Source organism: Plantactinospora sp. A48 (assembly GCF_055793945.1).
In genome coordinates this window covers 1-19639 of record NZ_JBTIXF010000005.1, presented here as the reverse complement: position 1 = coordinate 19639, position 19639 = coordinate 1, and the positions used below count along the sequence as shown (strand labels likewise).

General features: G+C 72.2%; 12 protein-coding genes and 1 pseudogene. 7 read left to right on the top strand and 6 right to left on the bottom strand.

All coding sequences use genetic code 11. The features are described from left to right. Positions 1–108: 108 nt before the first annotated feature. Both ACXN5W_RS04405 and ACXN5W_RS04400 read right to left on the bottom strand, forming a co-directional pair. Positions 109–2673: a transketolase C-terminal domain-containing protein gene (locus ACXN5W_RS04405; RefSeq protein WP_473156837.1), complete on the bottom strand. Its 2565-nt coding sequence runs from the start codon at positions 2671–2673 to the stop codon at positions 109–111. 210 nt (positions 2674–2883) lie between these two features. Beyond that, positions 2884–3366, bottom strand: coding sequence for a MarR family winged helix-turn-helix transcriptional regulator (locus tag ACXN5W_RS04400; RefSeq protein WP_473156836.1), 483 nt, complete (start codon positions 3364–3366; stop codon positions 2884–2886). Positions 3367–3468: 102 nt separating this feature from the next. Between ACXN5W_RS04400 and ACXN5W_RS04395 the strand changes: the two genes are divergently transcribed. Beyond that, a complete protein-coding gene (locus ACXN5W_RS04395; RefSeq protein WP_473156835.1) occupies positions 3469–4056 on the top strand; it encodes an NADPH-dependent FMN reductase in 588 nt (195 codons plus the stop codon). 173 nt (positions 4057–4229) lie between these two features. On the opposite strand, the gene ACXN5W_RS04390 is transcribed toward ACXN5W_RS04395, so the two are convergent. Continuing rightward, entirely contained in the window at positions 4230–5867 is a 1638-nt protein-coding gene (locus tag ACXN5W_RS04390) for a mucoidy inhibitor MuiA family protein (protein WP_473156834.1), read from the bottom strand. A 193-nt stretch (positions 5868–6060) separates the two neighbouring features. Then, positions 6061–6465: a YjbQ family protein gene (locus ACXN5W_RS04385; RefSeq protein ID WP_473156833.1), complete on the bottom strand. Its 405-nt coding sequence runs from the start codon at positions 6463–6465 to the stop codon at positions 6061–6063. A gap of 255 nt (positions 6466–6720) precedes the next feature. Between ACXN5W_RS04385 and aceE the strand changes: the two genes are divergently transcribed. Then, on the top strand, positions 6721–9465 hold the full coding sequence (gene aceE / locus ACXN5W_RS04380) for a pyruvate dehydrogenase (acetyl-transferring), homodimeric type (protein ID WP_473156832.1): 2745 nt from the start codon (positions 6721–6723) through the stop codon (positions 9463–9465). A gap of 339 nt (positions 9466–9804) precedes the next feature. On the opposite strand, the pseudogene ACXN5W_RS04375 reads toward aceE, so the two are convergent. Further along, positions 9805–10260: pseudogene (locus ACXN5W_RS04375) on the bottom strand (SRPBCC family protein); the annotation flags it as partial. A 133-nt stretch (positions 10261–10393) separates the two neighbouring features. Here ACXN5W_RS04375 and ACXN5W_RS04370 point away from each other — a divergent pair. Next, on the top strand, positions 10394–11728 hold the full coding sequence (locus ACXN5W_RS04370) for a GH1 family beta-glucosidase (RefSeq protein ID WP_473156831.1): 1335 nt from the start codon (positions 10394–10396) through the stop codon (positions 11726–11728). A gap of 119 nt (positions 11729–11847) precedes the next feature. After that, a complete protein-coding gene (locus ACXN5W_RS04365) occupies positions 11848–13122 on the top strand; it encodes an MFS transporter (protein WP_473156956.1) in 1275 nt (424 codons plus the stop codon). A 137-nt stretch (positions 13123–13259) separates the two neighbouring features. Here the strand turns inward: ACXN5W_RS04365 and ACXN5W_RS04360 are convergent, their stop codons facing one another. Beyond that, entirely contained in the window at positions 13260–14528 is a 1269-nt protein-coding gene (locus ACXN5W_RS04360) for an ArsB/NhaD family transporter (RefSeq protein WP_473156830.1), read from the bottom strand. A 168-nt stretch (positions 14529–14696) separates the two neighbouring features. On the opposite strand from ACXN5W_RS04360, the gene gltX reads away from it, so the two are divergent. From gltX to ACXN5W_RS04345, 3 genes are all read left to right on the top strand, one after another. Next, complete coding sequence (gene gltX / locus ACXN5W_RS04355) at positions 14697–16106, top strand: glutamate--tRNA ligase (RefSeq protein WP_473156829.1); 1410 nt, start codon at positions 14697–14699, stop codon at positions 16104–16106. A 516-nt stretch (positions 16107–16622) separates the two neighbouring features. Beyond that, positions 16623–17978, top strand: coding sequence for a CE1 family esterase (locus ACXN5W_RS04350; protein WP_473156828.1), 1356 nt, complete (start codon positions 16623–16625; stop codon positions 17976–17978). 120 nt (positions 17979–18098) lie between these two features. After that, the gene (locus ACXN5W_RS04345; protein WP_473156827.1) at positions 18099–19478 is read left to right on the top strand and encodes a poly(ethylene terephthalate) hydrolase family protein; all 1380 of its coding nucleotides are present in this window, start codon (positions 18099–18101) and stop codon (positions 19476–19478) included. The last annotated feature ends 161 nt before the right edge of the window (positions 19479–19639 follow it).

Below are 19639 nucleotides of genomic sequence, written 5' to 3'. Positions count from 1 at the left end.
GTCGCATGCCTCCTCGTCTTCGCTGCCCGGCGCCGGTACAACGCCGACAGGCAGAGTTCACACAGTTGTCTGTCGGCGCGCAAGTGGCGCACCGGGGTGCAGAGGAATTTACCCTGCCAGCAGCATCTGGGCACCCTCGGTAATGGCGTCTTCGGTGACCAGAACCTGACGGGCGGCCGGCCCGAGCGGGATGAACGAGTCCACGGAGGCCACTCTACGAACCGAACCGACATATCCGGCATCCACCAGGGCGGCGATCACCCCCTCGGCCACCCCGCCGGACCGGCGGGTCTCGTCCACCACCAGCACCCGGCCGGTCGCGTTCGCCTCCCGGACCAGATCCACCACCGGCAGCGGAGCCAGCCAGCGCAGATCCACCACCCGGCAGCCGATGCCCTCGGCCGCCAGCCGCGCGGCGACCCGCAGTGACATCCGGACGCCGTTACCGAAGGTGATGATCGTGAGGTCGCCGGCCGTTCCGACTCCGTACACCCGGGCCCGGCCGATCGGCACGTGGCCGTCGGCCCAGGACTCGGGCTTGGGGTACGACGCCAGCCACTCGCCATCGCCAGCGGCGTACAGGTCCCGGGTGTGGTAGAGCGCGATCGGTTCCACGAACGCGCAGACGGTCCCGTCGACCTGCGCGCTGGCCAGGCACGAGCGCAGCATGGCCGCGGCGTCGTCCGGGCGGGCCGGTACCGCGACCACCAGACCGGGGATGTCGCGCAGCACCGCCAGCGAGTTGTCGTTGTGGAAGTGCCCGCCGAAGCCCTCCTGGTAGGCCAGTCCGGCGATCCGGACCACCATCGGGTTCCGGTACGCCCCGCGGGAGAAGAACCGCATGGTGGCCGCCTCGCCCCGCAACTGGTCCTCGGCGTTGTGCAGGTACGCCAGGTACTGGATCTCCGGGACCGGCAGCAGCCCGGTGAGCCCGGCACCCAACGCGAGCCCGAGCACCGACGTCTCGTCGAGCAGCGTGTCGAACACCCGGGGGGCGCCGAACCGGTCGCGCAGTCCCTTCGTCACCCCGTACACGCCGCCCTTGACCGCGACGTCCTCGCCGAACACCGCCATCGCCGGGTTGCCGAGCATGGCATCGGTGAGGGTGGCGTTGATGGCCTGGGCCAGGGTGAGTGGACCCTCCCGCTCCGGTAGCCGGCCGTCGAAGGCCACCGACCGCGCCGCCGCACCGGGTCCGGCCGCCCGGTCACCGGCCTCGGTCACCGCCCGAGCGGTCCGGGCCGGCCGGCGGGTCGCCAACGGGGCGGCCACCTCCGCCGCGCCGGTCAGCTTCTCCTCGCCCAGCACCTCCTCGGCCACCCGGCGGACCTCCCAGCCGATCTCGTCGTACCGGGTCAGCAGTTCGTCGCCGGTGGCGAATCCGGCGTCGACGAGCAGCCGGGCGGTCGCCAGCAGCGGATCCCGGTCCAGGTCCGCGGCGATCTCGGCAGCCGACCGGTACGCCTGCTCGGCGTCCGCGCCGGCGTGCCCCATCAGCCGGACGACGTTCAGGTGCAGCACCGCGGGCCGCCGGTGCCGCCGTACCCAGGTCACGGCCTCGGTCGCCACGTCGTACGCGCGGGCCGGGTCGGCGCCGTCCGCGGCGAAGTACCGCAGACCCGGGCGGGCCCGTAGCGTCGCCTCGACCCAGCCCCGTGGGGACCGGACGCTGATGCCCAACCCGTTGTCCTCGCAGACGAACAACACCGGCACCCGCAGTCCGGTGTGGTCACACCAGCCGGCCGTGTTCAGCGCCGCCGTCGCGCTGGCGTGGTTGACCGAAGCGTCGCCGAACGAGCAGACGACCACGGCGTCCGAGGGCCACGGCGAGCGTGGTCCGCCGGTGGGCTCGTCCGCATCCCCACCCGGCGGTACGTCCGCCGCGGCGGCCGGCGATCCGTCGGAGCCGACCGCCACCGGCGCCTCGGAGCCTGCCGCCGACGGTCCGTCCGGGCTGCCCGCCGACGGTTGGTCCAGACTGTCCGGGCTGCCCGCCGACGGTTGGTCCAGACTGTCCGGGCTGCCCGCCGACGGTTCGTCGGGGCTGCCCGCCGGCGATGCTGCCGGGGCGGTCCGGGTGGCCTCGGCTGCCAACCGGCGCTGCCGTTCGATGGCCAGCCCGATACCGACGGCGCGCGGCAGGTGCGACGCGATTGTCGAGGTGGTCGGGATGACCGCCGCGGCGGCGTTGCCGAACACCTTGTGCCGGCCGCCGGAGTTCGGATCAAGCGCCGAGGCCACCACCCCGCGCAGGACATCCCGGGCGGCGGCGGTTACCCAGCCCGGCAACCGCTCGGGCGTCCCGTCCGCCAGGGTCGCCCCGGACTGGGCCGCCTGGTCGAGCCGTACGCAGTAGAACGCCCCCGACCGGTAGTGCAGCAGGGCCGGATCGGTCGGTCGCAGTGCCGCGGCGACCGCCGCGTTGGCCTCGTGCCCGGCCGAGAAGATCGTGTAGTACCCCTCCCCGAAGCTGCGCAGCCAGCGGGCCGCGAGGTCCAGGTGCCGGCTGGTGGCCTGGGCGTCGAACAGCTCCCGCGCCCGCTGCCCGGTCAACCCCGATCCGGACCGCACGGGCTCCGCCGGGACGCGCCGCACGCCCGGCCCGGCCAGCGCCGCGACCTCGTCCCGGAACCGCTCGTCGAGATCTTGAGGGGTCGTCACGCCGGACAGCATTACCGATTCGTGGCGCCGGCGACCACTATGACGCTCGGTGATGGCCGGCGTGTCGCGCTGTCCGTCTTCTCAGTGGAGGGAATCGCTTTTCGGCGGAGGGAATCGCGATCGATCCTCGGGCCGGGCCGCGCACCGGTCCTCGCCCTGCGCCGGCAACCCGGACCGGGTCGCCAGGAGCCGGCCCTCGCCCCTGGGCGGTGGCGGCCCGGGTCAGCCCTCGTCGCAGTCCTCGGGGCAACCGCCGTCGGAGACCTTCCACAGCAGCTCCCGCAGTGCGGCCAGCTCGTCGTCGGTCAGTCCGCCGAGCAGTCGGGAGTCGGTGACCACCCGCCGCACCTCGGCGCGGATCCGGCGACCGGCGTCGGTGACCACCAGGGTCTTCAGCCGGCGGTCGACCGGATCGACCCGGCGGGTCACCAGGCCGGCCTCCTCCAGCTTGTCCACCAGCGCGGTGATGTTGGATCGATCACACCGCAGCTGCTCGGCCAGGTCGCGCGCCGGCATCGGGCGGTCCGGATCGAGCCGGTCCAGCGCCCGGGCGGTGGCCGGGGTCAGCCCGAGTCGTACCAGGTCCAGGTCCATGTAGTGCCGCATGGCACCGGCAACCTGGGTGAGCCGGCGCACCACGTCACCAGCCACCTCCGACCGGTCGGTCCGGGCCGACCGCTCCGTCGGCAGAGTGGGGTACGCCATACCTGACATCGTACTTGCCCGAATATGGTTTAGGTGGTCAACTGTTGTCCACATCATTCGTTGCCCAGCTAAACGGCGGGCTACATCACTGGGAGTTACCCGATGTCGCAGTATTCCGTGCTCGCTCTGTCCGGCAGCCTTCGTACGGACTCCTTCAACACGGCGCTGCTCCGGGCCGCCAGCCGACTCGCCCCGGCCGAACTGGCCATCGACATCTACCCGGGTCTGCGCGAGATCCCCCCGTTCGACCAGGACCTCGAGCCGGCACCGCCGGCGGCCGTGGTGGACCTGCGGGAACGCATCGCCGCCGCCGACGCGCTGCTCATCGCGACGCCCGAGTACAACTACGGCGTACCCGGGGTGCTCAAGAACGCCCTGGACTGGGCCTCCCGGCCCACGTTCCCGGTCACCCGGTGGCACTCGCCGCTCGCCCACAAGCCGGTGGCCATCGCCGGGGCCGCCCCGACGGCGCTGGGTACCGTGCGCGCCCAGCTCCAGCTGCGCCAGCTCTTTCTCTGGACCGACTCCGCCGTGGTGACCAAGCCCGAGGTACACGTGATGAACTCGCACGAGAAGCTGGAGCTGGACGGCACGATCCGGGACGAGACCACCGCCACCCTGCTGCGCGGCCTGCTGGACGCCCTGGTCGAGAAGATCCGGCGCGGCGAGCTGGCCGCCGCCTCGGCCTGAGCCGGGAGCTCACGGAGCCGGTCCGGCCGGGCCAGAACGGGGGCGGGCCGGACCGGGCTGAGCTGGGATGGGCGCGGGCCGGGCCGAAACGGGCCGGGCCGGGCGGTCAGGTTGGTCGGCCCAGGGCCGGGCCGGGCGGTCAGGTTGGTCGGCCCGGGCCCGGGCCGAGCGGCTCACTCGCGCCAGCCGACCAGCTCCACGCCCTTCGCCAGGTCGACCCGGAACGCCAGGGTGAGCTTCGCCGACTGCCCGGCGGCCAGCCGGAGCCGCCAGGTCAGCTCGCCCAGGTCGGTCCGTCCGGCGGGCGGCGGATCCAGCCGTACCTCCCGGACCACGATGCCCTCGTCGCGGGACACCGGTAGCTGGTCGAGCACCACGACATCCGCCGACCCGGGCGTGTGGTTGGTGACCGTGACGCGGTACTCGACCTCCCGCCGCCGGGTCGAGCCGAGCGTGGCCCGGCTGACTTCACGCCGGACCAGCTCGCGTTCGACCCGGACCCGGTCGTCCAGCCCGAGGGCCAGCTCGGTCTCCTCGCCCGGCGCCCAACTGGGCAGCGGGGTGCTGGTCACGAAGTCGGGGCCGTGGAACACCGCCGCCCGACCCGGCAGCAGGGTGTGCGGGGACGTGTTCCGCACGGTGGCCCGCAGGTACGCCTCCGGCGCCCGTACCGGAGCCGTCACGTAGTCCAGCCGGGTCGGCAGGTCGAACACCGCGACGGTGGCCCGGTGGCTGCTGCCGTCGGCCGGCACGGCCACGACCCGGGCCGGCCGGTAGGTGGCTGCCGCGACTCCCTGCTCGGCCGTGGCGACGGCCTGCTTGAACGCCTGGGCGGTGGCCAGTTCCGCGCCACCGGCACGGGCCGGGGCGAAGGCCACCGGCATCGGCGCGCCGCCCGGGGGTACGGGACCGGGCGGCGGCAGGACCGGGCGGTACCGGTCCAGATACCAGGGCGTCAACTCGGGTACGTCCGTCGACACCGCCGGCCGGGCGGTGGACAGCCGCAGGTCACACTCCGGCCAGTCCTCACCGGTGCGCTGGCTGATCAGTCCGAACCAGGTCACCCCGAGCGTCTCGTCGACCAGCCGGAGATCGTACGAGGACTGCCAGCCGGCACCATCGATCAGGTAGGTCAACTCCACCTCGACCTCGCCGCCCGGCTCGTCGACCGACAGCGTCACCTCGGCGGCCAGCTGGTCCGGCTGGTGCTTGGCACCGAGTTCCTGGAACGACCGGTCGGTGGCGGCGATCTCCTCGTCCAGCTCCGTCCGGCGCCGGGCGAGCTGGCGACGCCGCTCGTGAACGCCGGCGGTCTGCTCGGCGATCGCGTCGGCGAACCCGGCGAGGTCATCCGGGGTGGCATCGCCCGAGGCGAGCGTCCGGGCGTACGTACCCGTGGCCCGTTGGGTCACTCCGGCCAGGAAGCCGTCCCGGCGGCGCTCGACCTCGTCGGCGTCGGCCAGGCCGGCCTGCTCCGCGACCAGCTCCTCCCGACGTCGGGTCAGTTCGACGATCTGCTCGTCGGTGCTGCGCGGGGCCCGCTGGATCGCCGTGTCGACCCCGAGGACGGTGGCCGGACCACGGCCACTGACCCGCAGCGAGTCCCGGTGCAGTCCGAGCGGGAGCGGGGAGATCCGAACCCGGTGCTCGCCGGGCGACAGCGTGGCCCGGCCCCGGCGGGTCACCCGGGCCCGGTCCGGGAAGACGGTCACGGCGGCGATTGCCGCCTGCACGGCCGCGGATGAGGCTGCCGCGGCGGCGGTTGGCGCTTCTGCGGCGGCGGTTGGCGCTTCGATCGGCTCGGGCTCCACCGTTGGAAGCGTAGCCCCGGAACGCCTGCCACACCGCCCCCGCCCTCGCCGCGTTGATCAAGGCGTCCGGGTCACCCGCAAGGGCTTTCCGTGCCGTGAAAAGCCTTGATCGACGCAGCCAAGGGTCCGGGGCGGCGAAGACGCGAGGCGGTCAGCCGGGGCCGTCAGCCGGGGCGGCGAAGGCGCGAGGCGGTCAGCCGGGCAGGAAGGAGAACCGGACCTGGCGGGAGCGGTTGTCGCCGTTGGGGTCGACCAGGCAGATCGACTGCCAGGTGCCGAGCGCCAGGTCGCCGTCGAGCACCGGCACCGAGGCGTACGGCGGGACGAAGGCCGGCATCACGTGGTCCCGGCCATGGCCCGGCGAACCGTGCCGGTGTCGCCACCGCTGGTCGGTGGGCAGCAGGGTGTCCAGCGCGGTGATCAGGTCCTCGTCCGAGCCGGCCCCGGTCTCGATGAGCGCCACCCCCGCCGTGGCATGCGGCACGAAGACGTGCAGCAGCCCGTCGCCCTGCCCGGCGACGAACCGGCGCGCCTCGGCGGTGATGTCCCGGACACAGGGCCGGGAGCCGGTGTTGATCGTGAGAACGTCGGTACGCATGGCAGACAGTGTCTCCCCGACCGGGCCGCCTCAGCCGAGCACGGCGGTGGTTTGTCCGAAGATGTTCCGAGCCGTCCCGGCCGTTAAGAAGGGGCCCTTCCTCTACCGAATGCGATAACAGGGGGCCCTTCCTTTAGTTACCGGCCGGTACCTGTGTCGCACGTCGCGTCAGGGCCGACTCGACGTGACGGACCCCGCCAGGAGAGGGCAGTATTGCGGGAGAGACCTACTCCACACAGAACCGAGGGAACGCCTGTGGCAACGGAGCGCAAGCGCCCGGTGATCAGCGACGGCCTGCCGAGCCAGCTTCCGGACATCGACCCCGAAGAGACTTCGGAGTGGGTCGAATCGCTGGACGGTGTCATCGACGAGCGGGGCGCCAAGCGGGCCCGCTACGTGATGCTGCGGTTGTTGGAACGGGCCCGGGAGCGTCAGGTCGGCGTCCCGCCCCTGACCACCACGGACTACATCAACACCATCCCGCCGGAGCGGGAGCCCTGGTTCCCCGGCGACGAGCATGTCGAGCGGCGGATCCGGGCGTACATCCGGTGGAACGCGGCCATGCTCGTGCACCGGGCACAGCGGCCGGAAATCGGCGTCGGGGGACATATCTCCACGTACGCCAGCTCGGCCTCGCTGTACGAGGTGGGCTTCAACCACTTCTTCCGGGGCAAGAACCATCCCGGCGGCGGCGACCACATCTTCTACCAGGGCCATGCCTCGCCCGGGATGTACGCGCGGGCGTTCATGGAGGGGCGGCTCAGCGAGCACCAGCTCGACGGGTTCCGCCAGGAGCTGTCGCACCCCGGCGGCGGGTTGCCGTCGTACCCGCACCCGCGGCTGATGCCGGACTTCTGGGAGTTCCCCACGGTGTCCATGGGACTCGGTGGGATCAACGCGATCTACCAGGCCCGGTTCAACCGCTACCTGCGGCACCGTGGCATCAAGGACACCTCCGACCAGCACGTCTGGGCCTTCCTCGGCGACGGTGAGCTGGACGAGCCGGAGACGCTGGGCGCGATCGGCGTGGCGGCCCGGGAGGAGCTGGACAACCTCACCTTCGTCGTCAACTGCAACCTGCAGCGCCTCGACGGCCCGGTCCGGGGCAACGGCAAGGTGATCCAGGAGCTGGAGGCGTTCTTCCGGGGCGCCGGCTGGAACGTCATCAAGGTCATCTGGGGTCGCGAGTGGGACCCGCTGCTGGCCGCCGACACCGACGGCGCGCTGGTCAACCTGATGAACGTGACGCCCGACGGCGACTACCAGACGTACAAGGCGGAGTCCGGGGCGTACGTCCGGGAGCACTTCTTCGGCCGCGACCCGCGGACCCGCAAGATGGTCGAGGGCCTGAGCGACGACGAGATCTGGAATCTCAAGCGCGGCGGGCACGATTACCGCAAGCTGTACGCGGCGTACAAGGCGGCGATGGAGCACACCGGCCAGCCGACGGTGATCCTGGCCAAGACCATCAAGGGTTGGACGCTGGGCTCGCACTTCGAGGCCCGCAACGCCACCCACCAGATGAAGAAGCTGACGCTGGAGGATCTGAAGACCTTCCGCGACCGCCTCTACCTGGACATTCCGGACTCGGCGCTGGAGACCAACCCCTACCTGCCGCCGTACTACCACCCGGGCAAGGACTCCGACGAGATCGCCTACCTCGAGGAGCGCCGGGCCGCGCTGGGCGGGTACCTCCCGACCCGCGAGCTGAAGCACCGCCCGCTGGCGATCCCCGAGTCGAAGCAGTTCGGCGACGTCAAGAAGGGTTCCGGCAAGCAGAAGATCGCCACCACCATGGCCTTCGTCCGGCTGCTCAAGGACCTGATGAAGGACAAGGAGTTCGGCAAGCGCTGGGTGCCGATCATCCCGGACGAGGCCCGCACCTTCGGCATGGACTCGCTGTTCCCGACCAAGAAGATCTACTCGCCGCACGGTCAGAACTACACGGCGGTGGACCGGGAGCTGTTCCTGTCGTACAAGGAGGACACCAGCGGCCAGATCCTGCACGAGGGGATCAACGAGGTCGGCTCGGTGGCCTCGTTCACGGCGGCCGGATCGTCGTACGCCACGCACGGCGAGCCGATGATCCCGGTCTACATCTTCTATTCGATGTTCGGCTTCCAGCGCACCGGTGACGGCCTGTGGGCCGCCGCCGACCAGATGGCCCGGGGCTTCCTGCTGGGCGCCACCGCCGGGCGGACCACGCTGAACGGCGAGGGCCTGCAACACGAGGACGGCCACTCCCACCTGCTCGCCGCGACCAACCCCGCGGTGCTGGCCTACGACCCGGCGTTCGCGTTCGAGATCGCGCACATCGTCGAGGACGGCCTGCACCGGATGTACGGCGAGAAGCAGGAGAACGTCTTCTACTACCTCACCGTCTACAACGAGCCGATCCTGCAGCCGGTCGAGCCGGCGAACGTCGACGCCGAGGGCATCAAGCGGGGCATCTACCGCTACGCCCCGGCGCCGGAGCTGTCCGGCGAGGCGCCCCGGGCCAACATTCTGGCCTCGGGCACCGGCATGCAGTGGGCGCTGCGGGCCCAGGAACTGCTCGCCCAGGACTGGGGGGTGGCGGCCGACGTCTGGTCGGTGACCTCCTGGACCGAGCTGCGCCGGGACGCCGTGCAGGCCGAGGAGGAGATCCTGCTCAACCCGGCCGCCGAACCGAGGATGCCGTACGTCACGAGCAAGCTCGCCGACGCACCGGGTCCGAAGATCGCGGTCAGCGACTGGATGCGGGCGGTACCGGATCTCATCGCGCGCTGGGTACCGGGCCGCTACACCTCGCTCGGCACCGACGGGTTCGGCATGTCCGACACCCGGCACGCGCTGCGCCGGCACTTCCGGGTGGACGCCGAGTCCATCGCGGTGGCCACGCTGCGCCAGCTCGCGCTGGACGGCACGGTGCCGGCCAGCGTCGCCGCCGAGGCCGCCAAGAAGTACGCCATCGAGGACGTCAACGCCGCCCCGGTCGGGGAGACCGGCGGAGACTCCTGACCCGAGACACCAATCCAATCCAATCCGGCCGGCCCGCACCCACGCGGGCCGGCCGGCCGCATTCCCCCCCACCCCTCCCCCACTCCCCCACCCCTTCCTCCTCCCCCACCCCGACCTCGCCGGTTGATCATGAAGTTAACGGGTGAGTTCATCGGCGTGTCGCCCCGTTAACTTCATGATCAACCGGAGGGGGCGGTGGGGCGGGGGTGATCGGTGGGGCGGGGGCGGTCTGGGTGGGGGTCAGTGGGTGAGCAGGTTGAGGCCGGCGTCGCGGTGTTCGTCGGGCTGGACGGCCGGCGAGGACCCGGTCGGTGTGCCCGCGACGGCTCCGGCGGGCGCGCCGACCGACGCCAGGTCCCGTCCGGTCAGGCTGGTCAGCCGGGCGAGCGAGCCCTCCAGGTCGGCACCCACCTTGCGCATCCCGAGCCGCAGCAGCGCTCCGCTCACCTTGCCGGCGGGCCAGCGTACGACGATCAGCCGGGCCGAGGTGCCCTCCGGCTCCTCGCTGAGCTGCACGTACACCTCGGTGCGGGCCTCGGCCCGAGCGCCGGCGCCGGCGGCGCGCTCGCGCCAGCCGATCAGCGTGGGCGGCTGGTAGACGATCACCTCGGCGTCGTGGCTGGCTCCCCGGCCGGAGGCGTACACCCGCTGTCGACGGCCGTAACCCTCCCCGGAGAGCACCTCGGCCTGCCGCACGCCGGCCAGCCAGGACGGCAGTTGCTCGGCCCGCTGGACCACGTCCCACACCGCGTCGATCGGTGCCCGCACGTACGCGCTGCGCTCAACCAGGATCATTGTGCTCCGCCTCCATTGAGGACATCTTTCATTAAGCGAGTTTATGCCCACTTAGGGTGCGAATCGGACAGCTTTTCTTCGACACGCCGATCGGATTAGAGTCCCGAAAACCATTCGCGTTTTCGGAGGCCCGATGAGCGTCCCGGCACCAGTACCCGCGTTTCCGGCCGGCTTCACCTGGGGGGTGTCCACCTCCGCGTACCAGATCGAGGGGGCGACCGACGCCGGCGGCCGGGGCTCGTCGATCTGGGACACCTTCGTCGCCCAACCCGGCCGGGTCATCGACGGCAGCACCGGCGACGTCGCCTGCGACCACTACCACCGGTACGACGAGGACGCGGCGCTGATGGCCGAACTCGGCGTTTCGGCGTACCGCTTCTCCATCGCCTGGCCCCGGATCCAGCCGGACGGCACCGGGCCGGCCGACCCGGACGGCCTGGCCTTCTACGACCGGCTGGTCGACACGCTGCTGGCGCGCGGCATCGACCCGGTGGCCACCCTGTTCCACTGGGACCTCCCGCAGGCCCTGGAGGACCGGGGCGGCTGGCTGGCCCGGGACACCGCCGGCCGGTTCGCCGAGTACGCGGACCTGGTGGCGGCCCGGCTCGGCGACCGGGTACGGATGTGGATCACGCTGAACGAGCCCTTCGTCCACATGACCTTCGGCTACGGGTTGGGCGTACACGCACCGGGGCGTACCGAGTTGTTCGGCGCCTTCCCGGCGGCCCACCACCAACTGCTCGGGCACGGCCTGGCGGTCGCCGCGCTGCGCGCCCACGGCGACGTCCCGGTCACCATCGCCAACAACTACTCCCCGGTCCGGTTGCTCGGCGACACCGCCGCGGACCACGCCGCCGGGGCCGCGTACGACGCGCTGCAGAATCACCTGTTCACCGACCCCCTGCTCGGGCGGGGCTACCCGGACGCGCCCGGCGTCGATCCGGCCGTCATCCGGGACGGCGACCTGGCCACCATCGCGGCCCCGCTGTCGGCGCTGGGCGTGAACTACTACAACCCCACCGGGATCCGGGCTCCGGAGGACGGCGCGGCACTGCCGTTCGACCTGGTCCCGCTGGAGGGCCACCCCACCACCAGCTTCGGCTGGCCGGTGGTCCCGGACGGCCTGTACGACCTGCTCACCGGGCTGCGGGACCGGTACGGCGCGGACCTGCCGCCGATCCACATCACCGAGAACGGCTGCTCGTACGACGACGAGCCGGGCCCGGACGGCCGGTGTGACGACCCGGACCGGATCGCGTACCTGGACGGGCACCTGCGGGCGGTGGCCCGGGCCCTCGCCGACGGGGTGGACGTGCGCGGCTACTTCGTCTGGTCGCTGCTGGACAATTTCGAGTGGGCCGAGGGGTACACCAAGCGGTTCGGGCTGGTGCACGTCGACTTCGCCACCCAGCGACGTACCCCGAAGTCCTCGTACGCCTGGTACCGCGACCTGGTGAGACGGTCGTGACCGCCGTTCAGCCGGCCCAGCCGGACCCGCCCACACCGGCCGCGACCGTCCCGGCGGGCCTCCTCCCGCCGGGCCTCGATCCGGCGGACGCTGACGCGGCGGGCGCTGACCCGGCAGGTGTGCTGGCGCCCGCCGACCGGGCGGTCGTGCCGGCGGCGCTCGCCGAGCCCACGGCACGGGTCGGGCGCGGGTGGATCACCGGGATCTTCGCGGCCAACCTGGGCGTCTGGATGGCCTTCTTCACGCCGATCCAGATCCTGCTGCCGCAGCAGATCGAGCGGATCGACCCGACCAGCAAGGAGGCGATGTTCGGCCTGGTGACCGGGCTGGGCGCGCTGGCCGCCGTGGTGGTTAACCCACTGGCCGGCGCGTTGTCGGACCGTACCTGTCCCCGGTTGTTCGGCCGGGACCTCGGCCGGCGGCATGTCTGGACCGCCGGCGGCGCGGTGCTCGGCGCGCTGGCCCTGGTGCTGCTGGCCCGGCAGCACACGGTGGCCGGGGTGGCGGTGGCCTGGGTGGCCGCGCAGGTCTGCTTCAACGCGATGCTGGCCACGCTGACGGCGGCGATCCCGGACCGGGTGCCGGTGACGCAGCGCGGCGGAGTCTCCGGCTGGGTCGGCATCCCACAGGCGCTCGGCCTGGTGGTCGGCGCGGTACTGGTGACGACCCTGTTCAGCGGTACGGCGGCCGGCTACCTGGCGGTGGCCGTCGGTGTGCTCGTGCTGGCGTTGCCGTTCGCGCTGCTCACCGGCGACGACCCGCTGCCCCGCGAGCACCGGTCGGCGCGCGACTGGCGCGGCCTGGTCGTCGGGCTGTGGATCAGCCCACGGCGGTATCCCGACTTCGCCTGGGCGTGGGGCACCCGGTTCCTGGTGCAGATGGGCAACGCGCTGGGCACGCTCTACCTGCTCTACTTCCTCACCGACGGGGTACGGGTGGCCGATCCCCAGGGTGGGCTGCTCATGCTGATCCTGCTCTACACGGCCGGGATGATGGCCACCGCCGTGGTCGCCGGGCGGTTGTCCGACGCCTCCGGCCGGCGCAAGGTGTACGTCATCGTCTCCGGACTCGTGATGGCGGTGGCCGCCCTGCTGCTGGCGGTCTGGCCGGTGTGGGCCGCGGCGGTCGTCGCGGCGCTGCTGCTGGGCGCCGGGTACGGGGTCTACCTGGCCGTGGACGCCGCGTTGATCACCCAGGTGCTGCCCCGGGCCACCGACCGGGCCAAGGACCTCGGCGTGATCAACATCGCCAACTCGGCGCCGCAGGTGCTGGGCCCGGCGCTGTCCGCGCCCATCGTGGTCCATCTCGGCGGCTACCCCACGCTGTACGCCGTGACGGCCGTGGTGACCCTGGTCGGCAGCGCCCTGGTGGTGCGGATCCGCTCGGTGCCCTGAAACCGCTGCCGCGCCGGCTCGGCCGGCTCGGCGGGCTCGGCCGGCTCGGCCGGCTCGGCCGGCTCGGCGGGCTCGGCGGGTCGTGCCGTTAACAAGGGGCCCTTCCTATACAGAAAGCGATAACAAGGTGCCCTTCCTTACAGCCAGGCGAGGGTGGCGGTGGTGGCTGCCAGGGTGAGCGTCGCGGTCACCGCGCCGGTGGCCACGAACCGGGGCCACCGCACCGTGACCCCGGCGGCGCGGCAACGCTCCGCCCAGAGCAGCGTGGCCAGCGACGCCCAGGGCAGCACCAGGGGTCCCACGTTGGTGCCGACGAGCAGCCCGAGCAGCTGACCGGTGTGCCCCGGCGGGATCACCGCCTCGCCGGCGACGTACGCGGGCAGGTTGTTGATCACATTGGCCAGGATCGCGCCGGTGCCCGCCGCGCGCCACACCCCGACCGCGCCGGGATCCGCCCCGATGGCCGCGCGCAGCACGGTGGCCAGGCCGTACCGGACCACCGTGTCGACGATCAGGAACAGCCCGGTGACCGAGGCCAGCAGGGGCCACGGGACCAGGCCCCAGCTCAGCACGGTGCGGGCCCGCAGCGCGAAGGCGATGAGCAGCACCACGGCGCCGACCACCGCGCCCACCTCGATGGGTACCCCGGCCAGGATGCCGGCCACGAAGCCGGCGCAGGTGACGGCCGCGATCCGGAACAGCGGGCGGTCCGCCGGAGCGTGTGGGGCCGGCGGCCGGTACCGGTCCCGGCCCCGCACCCCCCGTCGCCAGTAGAAGAGCCACAGGCAGGCCGCGGTGGCCAGCACGGCCGCCAGCTGGGGCAGCGCCATCCGCTCGGCGAACCGGGTCACCGGCAGGTCCAGCCGGTCGGCCGCCAGCAGGTTGGTGAGGTTGGCCACCGGCAGCCCGAGGCTCGCCGTGTTGGCCAGCCAGACCGTGGTCATCGCCAGCGGCAGGGCCGGGGTGTCGATCCGGACGGCCATGGCGATCATCACGGGGGTCAGCAGTACGGCTGTGGTGTCCAGGTTGAGCACCATGGTGGTGAGCGTGGCCAGGCACACGGTCAGCGCGAACAGGGCCGGATAGCTGCCCCGGGCCGACCGCGCCAACCGGGTGGCCAGCACGTCGAACAGCTCGGCCCGAGCCGCCAGCTCGGCCAGGATCAGCACGGCGAACAGGAACACCAGCAGGGGCGCGATCCGCCGCAGGGTCGTCGCCGCGTCGTGGCTGGGCACCAGCCCGGTGGCCAGGCAGAGCAGCCCGACCGCGAGCAGCGCGAGCGACAGCAGGTCCGGCCCGCTCGGCAGGCGCCGCCGTACCGGGCGGTCCGGGCCGTCCAGCGCGGTACCACCGCCCGCCGTACCGCCCTGCTCCCCGCCGCCCGCCGGATCCCGGCCGTGGTCCATCCCGGTTCCCCCTCGCCCTCCGCCCGGCGGCGCCGGGCGGTCGTCCCGGTCGGCCGGCGCCCGTCGTGGTCCACCCACCCCGCGGCCGACCGGGAGTACCCAGCGCAGGGGGGCCGCATTCGAAACCTGGTGGCGGAGCCCCGGCGGGCCCGCCGTAGGCTGGGCACCGTGACGGTACGCGTACGCTTCGCCCCATCCCCGACCGGAATGTTTCATGTCGGCGGCGCCCGATCGGCGTTGCAGAACTGGATCTACGCCCGCCAGCAGGGCGGGACGCTGGTGCTGCGGATCGAGGACACCGACGCCGCCCGGAACCGGCCGGAATGGACCGAGGGCATCCTGTCGGCGCTGGAGTGGATCGGCATCGACCGGGAGGCGTACGAGGGGCCGTACTTCCAGTCCAGCTACGCGGCCGAGCACCGCGCTGCCGCCGCCCGGCTGTACGGGGCGGGTCGCGCCTACTACTGCGACTGCACCCGGGAGGACGTGCAACTGCGCGGCGGTTCGCAGTACTCCGGCTACGACGGTTACTGCCGGGACCGTGGCCTGGAGCCCGGGGAGAAGCGGGCGCTGCGGTTCCGCACCCCGGACGAGGGCAGCACCGTGGTGGTCGACCTGATCCGGGGCGAGCCGACGTTCGAGAACCGGTTGATCGAGGACTTCGTGATCGCCCGGGGTGACGGCACCCCGGTGTTCCTGCTGGCCAACGTCGTGGACGACATGACCATGGGGATCACCCACGTGATCCGGGCCGAGGAGCACCTGCCGAACACGCCCAAGCAGCAACTGCTCTGGGACGCGCTCGGCGTGAAGCCGCCGGTCTGGGCGCACGTGCCGGTGGTGGTGAACGAGAAGCGGCAGAAGCTGTCCAAGCGGCGTGACAAGGTGGCGCTGGAGGCGTACCGCGACGAGGGCTACCTGGCCGACGCGATGCGCAACTACCTGATGCTGCTCGGTTGGGCGCCGTCGGGTGACCGCGAGATCGTGCCCTGGTCGGTGATCGAGTCCGAGTTCCGGTTGGCGGAGGTGAACCCCTCCCCCGCGTTCTTCGACGAGAAGAAGCTGCGGGCGTTCAACGGCGAGTACATCCGGGCCCTGCCGGTGGAGGAGTTCGCGACCGCCTGCCGGCCCTGGCTCACCGGCACCGACACGATCGCCCCGCCGCCCTGGCGGCCCGAGGACTTCGACCCGACCGTGTTCGCGGCCGTGGCGCCGCTGGCGCAGACCCGCATCGCGCTGCTCAGCGAGATCGTGCCGAACGTCGACTTCCTGTTCCTCGACGCGCCGCTGGTCGACGAGGCGGCCTGGGCGAAGGCGATGAAGGAGGGTTCGGCCGAGTTGCTGGACGCCGCCGTGGCGGCGTTCGAGGCGCTGCCGGAGTGGACCGCCGAGGGTGTCAAGGCGGCGCTGGAGCAGGTCGGCGCCGACCGGGGTCTCAAGCTGGGCAAGGCCCAGGCACCGGTCCGGGTGGCCGTGACCGGCCGGACCGTGGGTCTGCCGCTGTTCGAGTCGGTCGAGGTGCTGGGCCGCGACCGCACCCTGGCCCGGCTGCGCGCCGCCCGGGTACGCCTGCCCTGACCCGCCCGCCGGGCGGCCGGTCCAGCCCGGCCGCCCGATTGGCCCCCCGACCGGTGCGCGGCGGAGTCGGGCCGCGCGAGGCGGAGTCGGAGCACGCCGCGCGGGGCCGAGTCGGGCCGCCCGGACCGTGCCGAGCACGGGTTTCACACAACCATTACGGTCTATATCAACGTCTTGCGATGTTAACGCTCACAGGCTACCTTTACCTGGCGGGAACGAAGGGCGCGTTCCGGGGCTGGTCGGGCCATGAGCTGCCGGCTCACACCGACGATCCATGGGCCTCCCGGGCCTGTACGGCCAACGACCGGTTCGGCGCGCAAGCACGGCGACGGCTGACCATCGCGCCGTTGGCGCCACGGTTCCGCGTCCGGCTCGGAACACGTCGCGCCGTCGCCGGCCGCACCGGTGGATCGGGGTAGGTCCCACCGGCAGATCACGGAACGCCCGAGCCGGCCGCCTTCCCGTACGCACAGCCACCCCGGCTCGTCCCCCAATCGAATGGCAGGGAGTTGCGTGATGTTGAGACGGAGATTCTTCTCGGCGCCCCTCGCGATCGTGGCGGCGATCGTTCTGGCCCTGGCCGGCATGGCGCTGAGCGCCGGCCTGACCGGACCGACGCCGGCCGCCGCCGCGACGACCGCGGGCTGCGGCAAGGCGCCCACCCTGGCCAGCGGCACGCACACCATCAACAGCAGCGGTACGAACCGCAGCTACATCCTCAGCGTTCCCGGCAACTACGACAGCAACCACCCGTACCGGTTAATCTTCGGTTTCCACTGGTACGGCGGCACGGCGACCGACGTGGCGACCGGGCAGACGGTGGACCGGAACACCTGGGCCTACTACGGGTTGCAGCGGCTGGCCAACAACAGCACGATCTTCGTGGCGCCGCAGGGCATCGACAACGGCTGGGCCAACACCAACGGCCGGGACTTCACCTTCGTCGACGACATGCTCCGGCAGCTCGAAGGCGGCCTCTGCGTCGACACCACCCAGGTCTTCTCGATGGGCTTCAGCTACGGCGGCGGGATGAGCTACAACCTCGCCTGCGCCCGGCCGACCGTCTTCCGCGCGGTCGCGGTCCAGTCCGGTGGCCCGATCGGCGCCTGCAACAGCACCCAGCCCGTCGCGTACCTCGGCACCAGCGGCATCAGCGACTCGGGTGCCGGCGGCGGACGCTCGGCCCGGGACACCTTCGCCCGGAACAACGGCTGCACCCCGCAGACGCCACGCGAGCCGGCGCAGGGCAGCCTGACGCACATCGTCACCACGTACTCGGGCTGCTCGGCCGGGCACCCGGTGGTGTGGGCGGCCTTCGACGGCGGGCACATCGCCGCGCCGCAGGACGGGGCACCCGGCGACAGTGGGCCGCGAACCTGGACCCCCGCCCTGGTGTGGAGCTTCTTCACCCAGTTCGAGAACACCACCCCGCCCACCAGCGCCCCGCCCACCAGCACCCCACCGACCAGCGCTCCCCCGACCAGCACTCCGCCGACCAGCGCGCCCCCGACGAGCACGCCCCCGACCAGCACCACGCCGGTCCCGCCGTGGAACGGATCCTGCCGGGTCAGCGCCACCGTCAACGCCTGGAACACCGGGCTGACCGAGGACATCACCGTCACCAACACCGGCACCAGCATGGTCAACGGCTGGTCGCTGACCTTCACCCTGCCGGGCGGGCAGAGCATCGTCTCCGGCTGGAACGCCAACTACAAGCCCAGTTCCGGGCAGGTCACCGCCGGGAACGTCAGCTACAACGGCACGATCGCGCCGGGTACCTCGGTGAGCATCGGCTTCCAGGCCAACCACACCGGCAACACCGCCAAGCCGGCCGGGTTCACCCTCAACGGCATCGCCTGCGCCAGCGCCTGACCGGGTGAACCCCGGGGCGGAGTCCCACCCCGGGCAGCATCCCCGACCCGCCAGCCACGGACCGGCTGGCGGGTCGGCGGACCAAGCGAGGCACCCCCACCGAGAGGACGGAGAACTATGGTGCGACAACCAACCAGCACACCGGCGCCTGACGCCACCGACCGACCCGGGACACCCCGGGCGGGCCGGGGAGCCCTCCGCCGGGCTCTCGCGGCCGGCGCCGTCGCGCTCGGCCTGCTCACCGGCACGATCGCGGTGACGGCGGCCTCGGCGGCCGACAACCCGTACCAGCGGGGCCCGGACCCGACCATGGCCAGCATCTCGGCCACCCGGGGACCGTTCGCCACCGCCCAGCTGACCGTGTCGCCCGGCAACGGGTTCAACGGCGGGTTCATCTACTACCCGACCGACACCAGCCTCGGCACCTGGGGCGCGGTGGCGATCGTGCCCGGCTACAGCGCGCTGTTCGCCAACGAGGAGGCCTGGATGGGCCCCTGGCTGGCGTCCTTCGGGTTCGTCGTGATCGGTGTCGAGACCCTCAGCCGCAGCGACGGCGCCGAAGCCAGGTCCACCGAGCAGCTCGCGGCGCTGGACTGGCTGACCACTTCCAGCCCCGTGCGGGACCGGGTCGACCGCAACCGGTTGAGCGTCATGGGCCACTCCGCGGGTGGCGCCGGCACGCTCACCTCGGCGCTGCGCCGGCCGTCGCTGAAGACCGCGGTCGGCCTCGCCCCGGGCGCACCGGGCAACAACTACAACATGTCCGCCGACCAGGTGCCGCTGCTGCTCATCTCGGGCCAGAACGACGGCACGGTCACCCCGGCCTACGTGCAGGGCATCTACAACTCGATTCCGGCCGGCGTCGAGCACTCCTGGGCGGAACTGGCCGGCAACGACCATCTCTCGTTCACCAGGTCGAACCCGACCGAGATGCGCGTCCTGATCCCCTGGCTCAAGCTGTTCCTCGACAACGACACCCGGTACAGCCAGTTCATGTGCCCGTCGCTGGCGAACAGCAGCGGCGTCTCCCGGTACAGCGCCACCTGCCCGCTGATCCCGCCGGGCTTCCCGACCAACCCGCCGACCTCGGCACCGCCGACCTCGACGCCGCCCACCTCGGCACCGCCCACCTCCGCGCCGCCGACCTCTGAGCCGCCGACGTCGGCACCGCCCACCTCGGCACCGCCCACCTCGGCCCCGCCCACCGGTGCCTGCGCGGCGACGTACCGCACCGCCAACACCTGGCCGGGCGGCTTCCAGGCCGAGGTCACGGTGACCGCCGGCAACCAGGCGGTCAACGGCTGGACCGTCCGTTGGACGCTGGCCAGCGGCCAGACCATCAGCCAGGCATGGAACGGCAGCCTGACCGTCAACGGCTCGTCCGTCACCGTGAAGAACCTCTCCTACAACGGCTCGGTACCGGCCGGCGGCAGCACCACGTTCGGTCTCCTCGCCAGCGGCTCCGCCACCACCCCCACCCTGAGCTGCACCAGCCCGTAACCCGACGGACCGGGTGACCACCGGACCGTCAGCGGGCCGGACCCGGTGACCGCCGGACCCGAAATGGATCGTGGGGTGTTTGGGGCCGTAGCGGGGGGAACAAAAGCCACCACGACCCAGCGGCAGTGGCTCCCGTATAGGGGCACAGTGTGGGAAAGGAA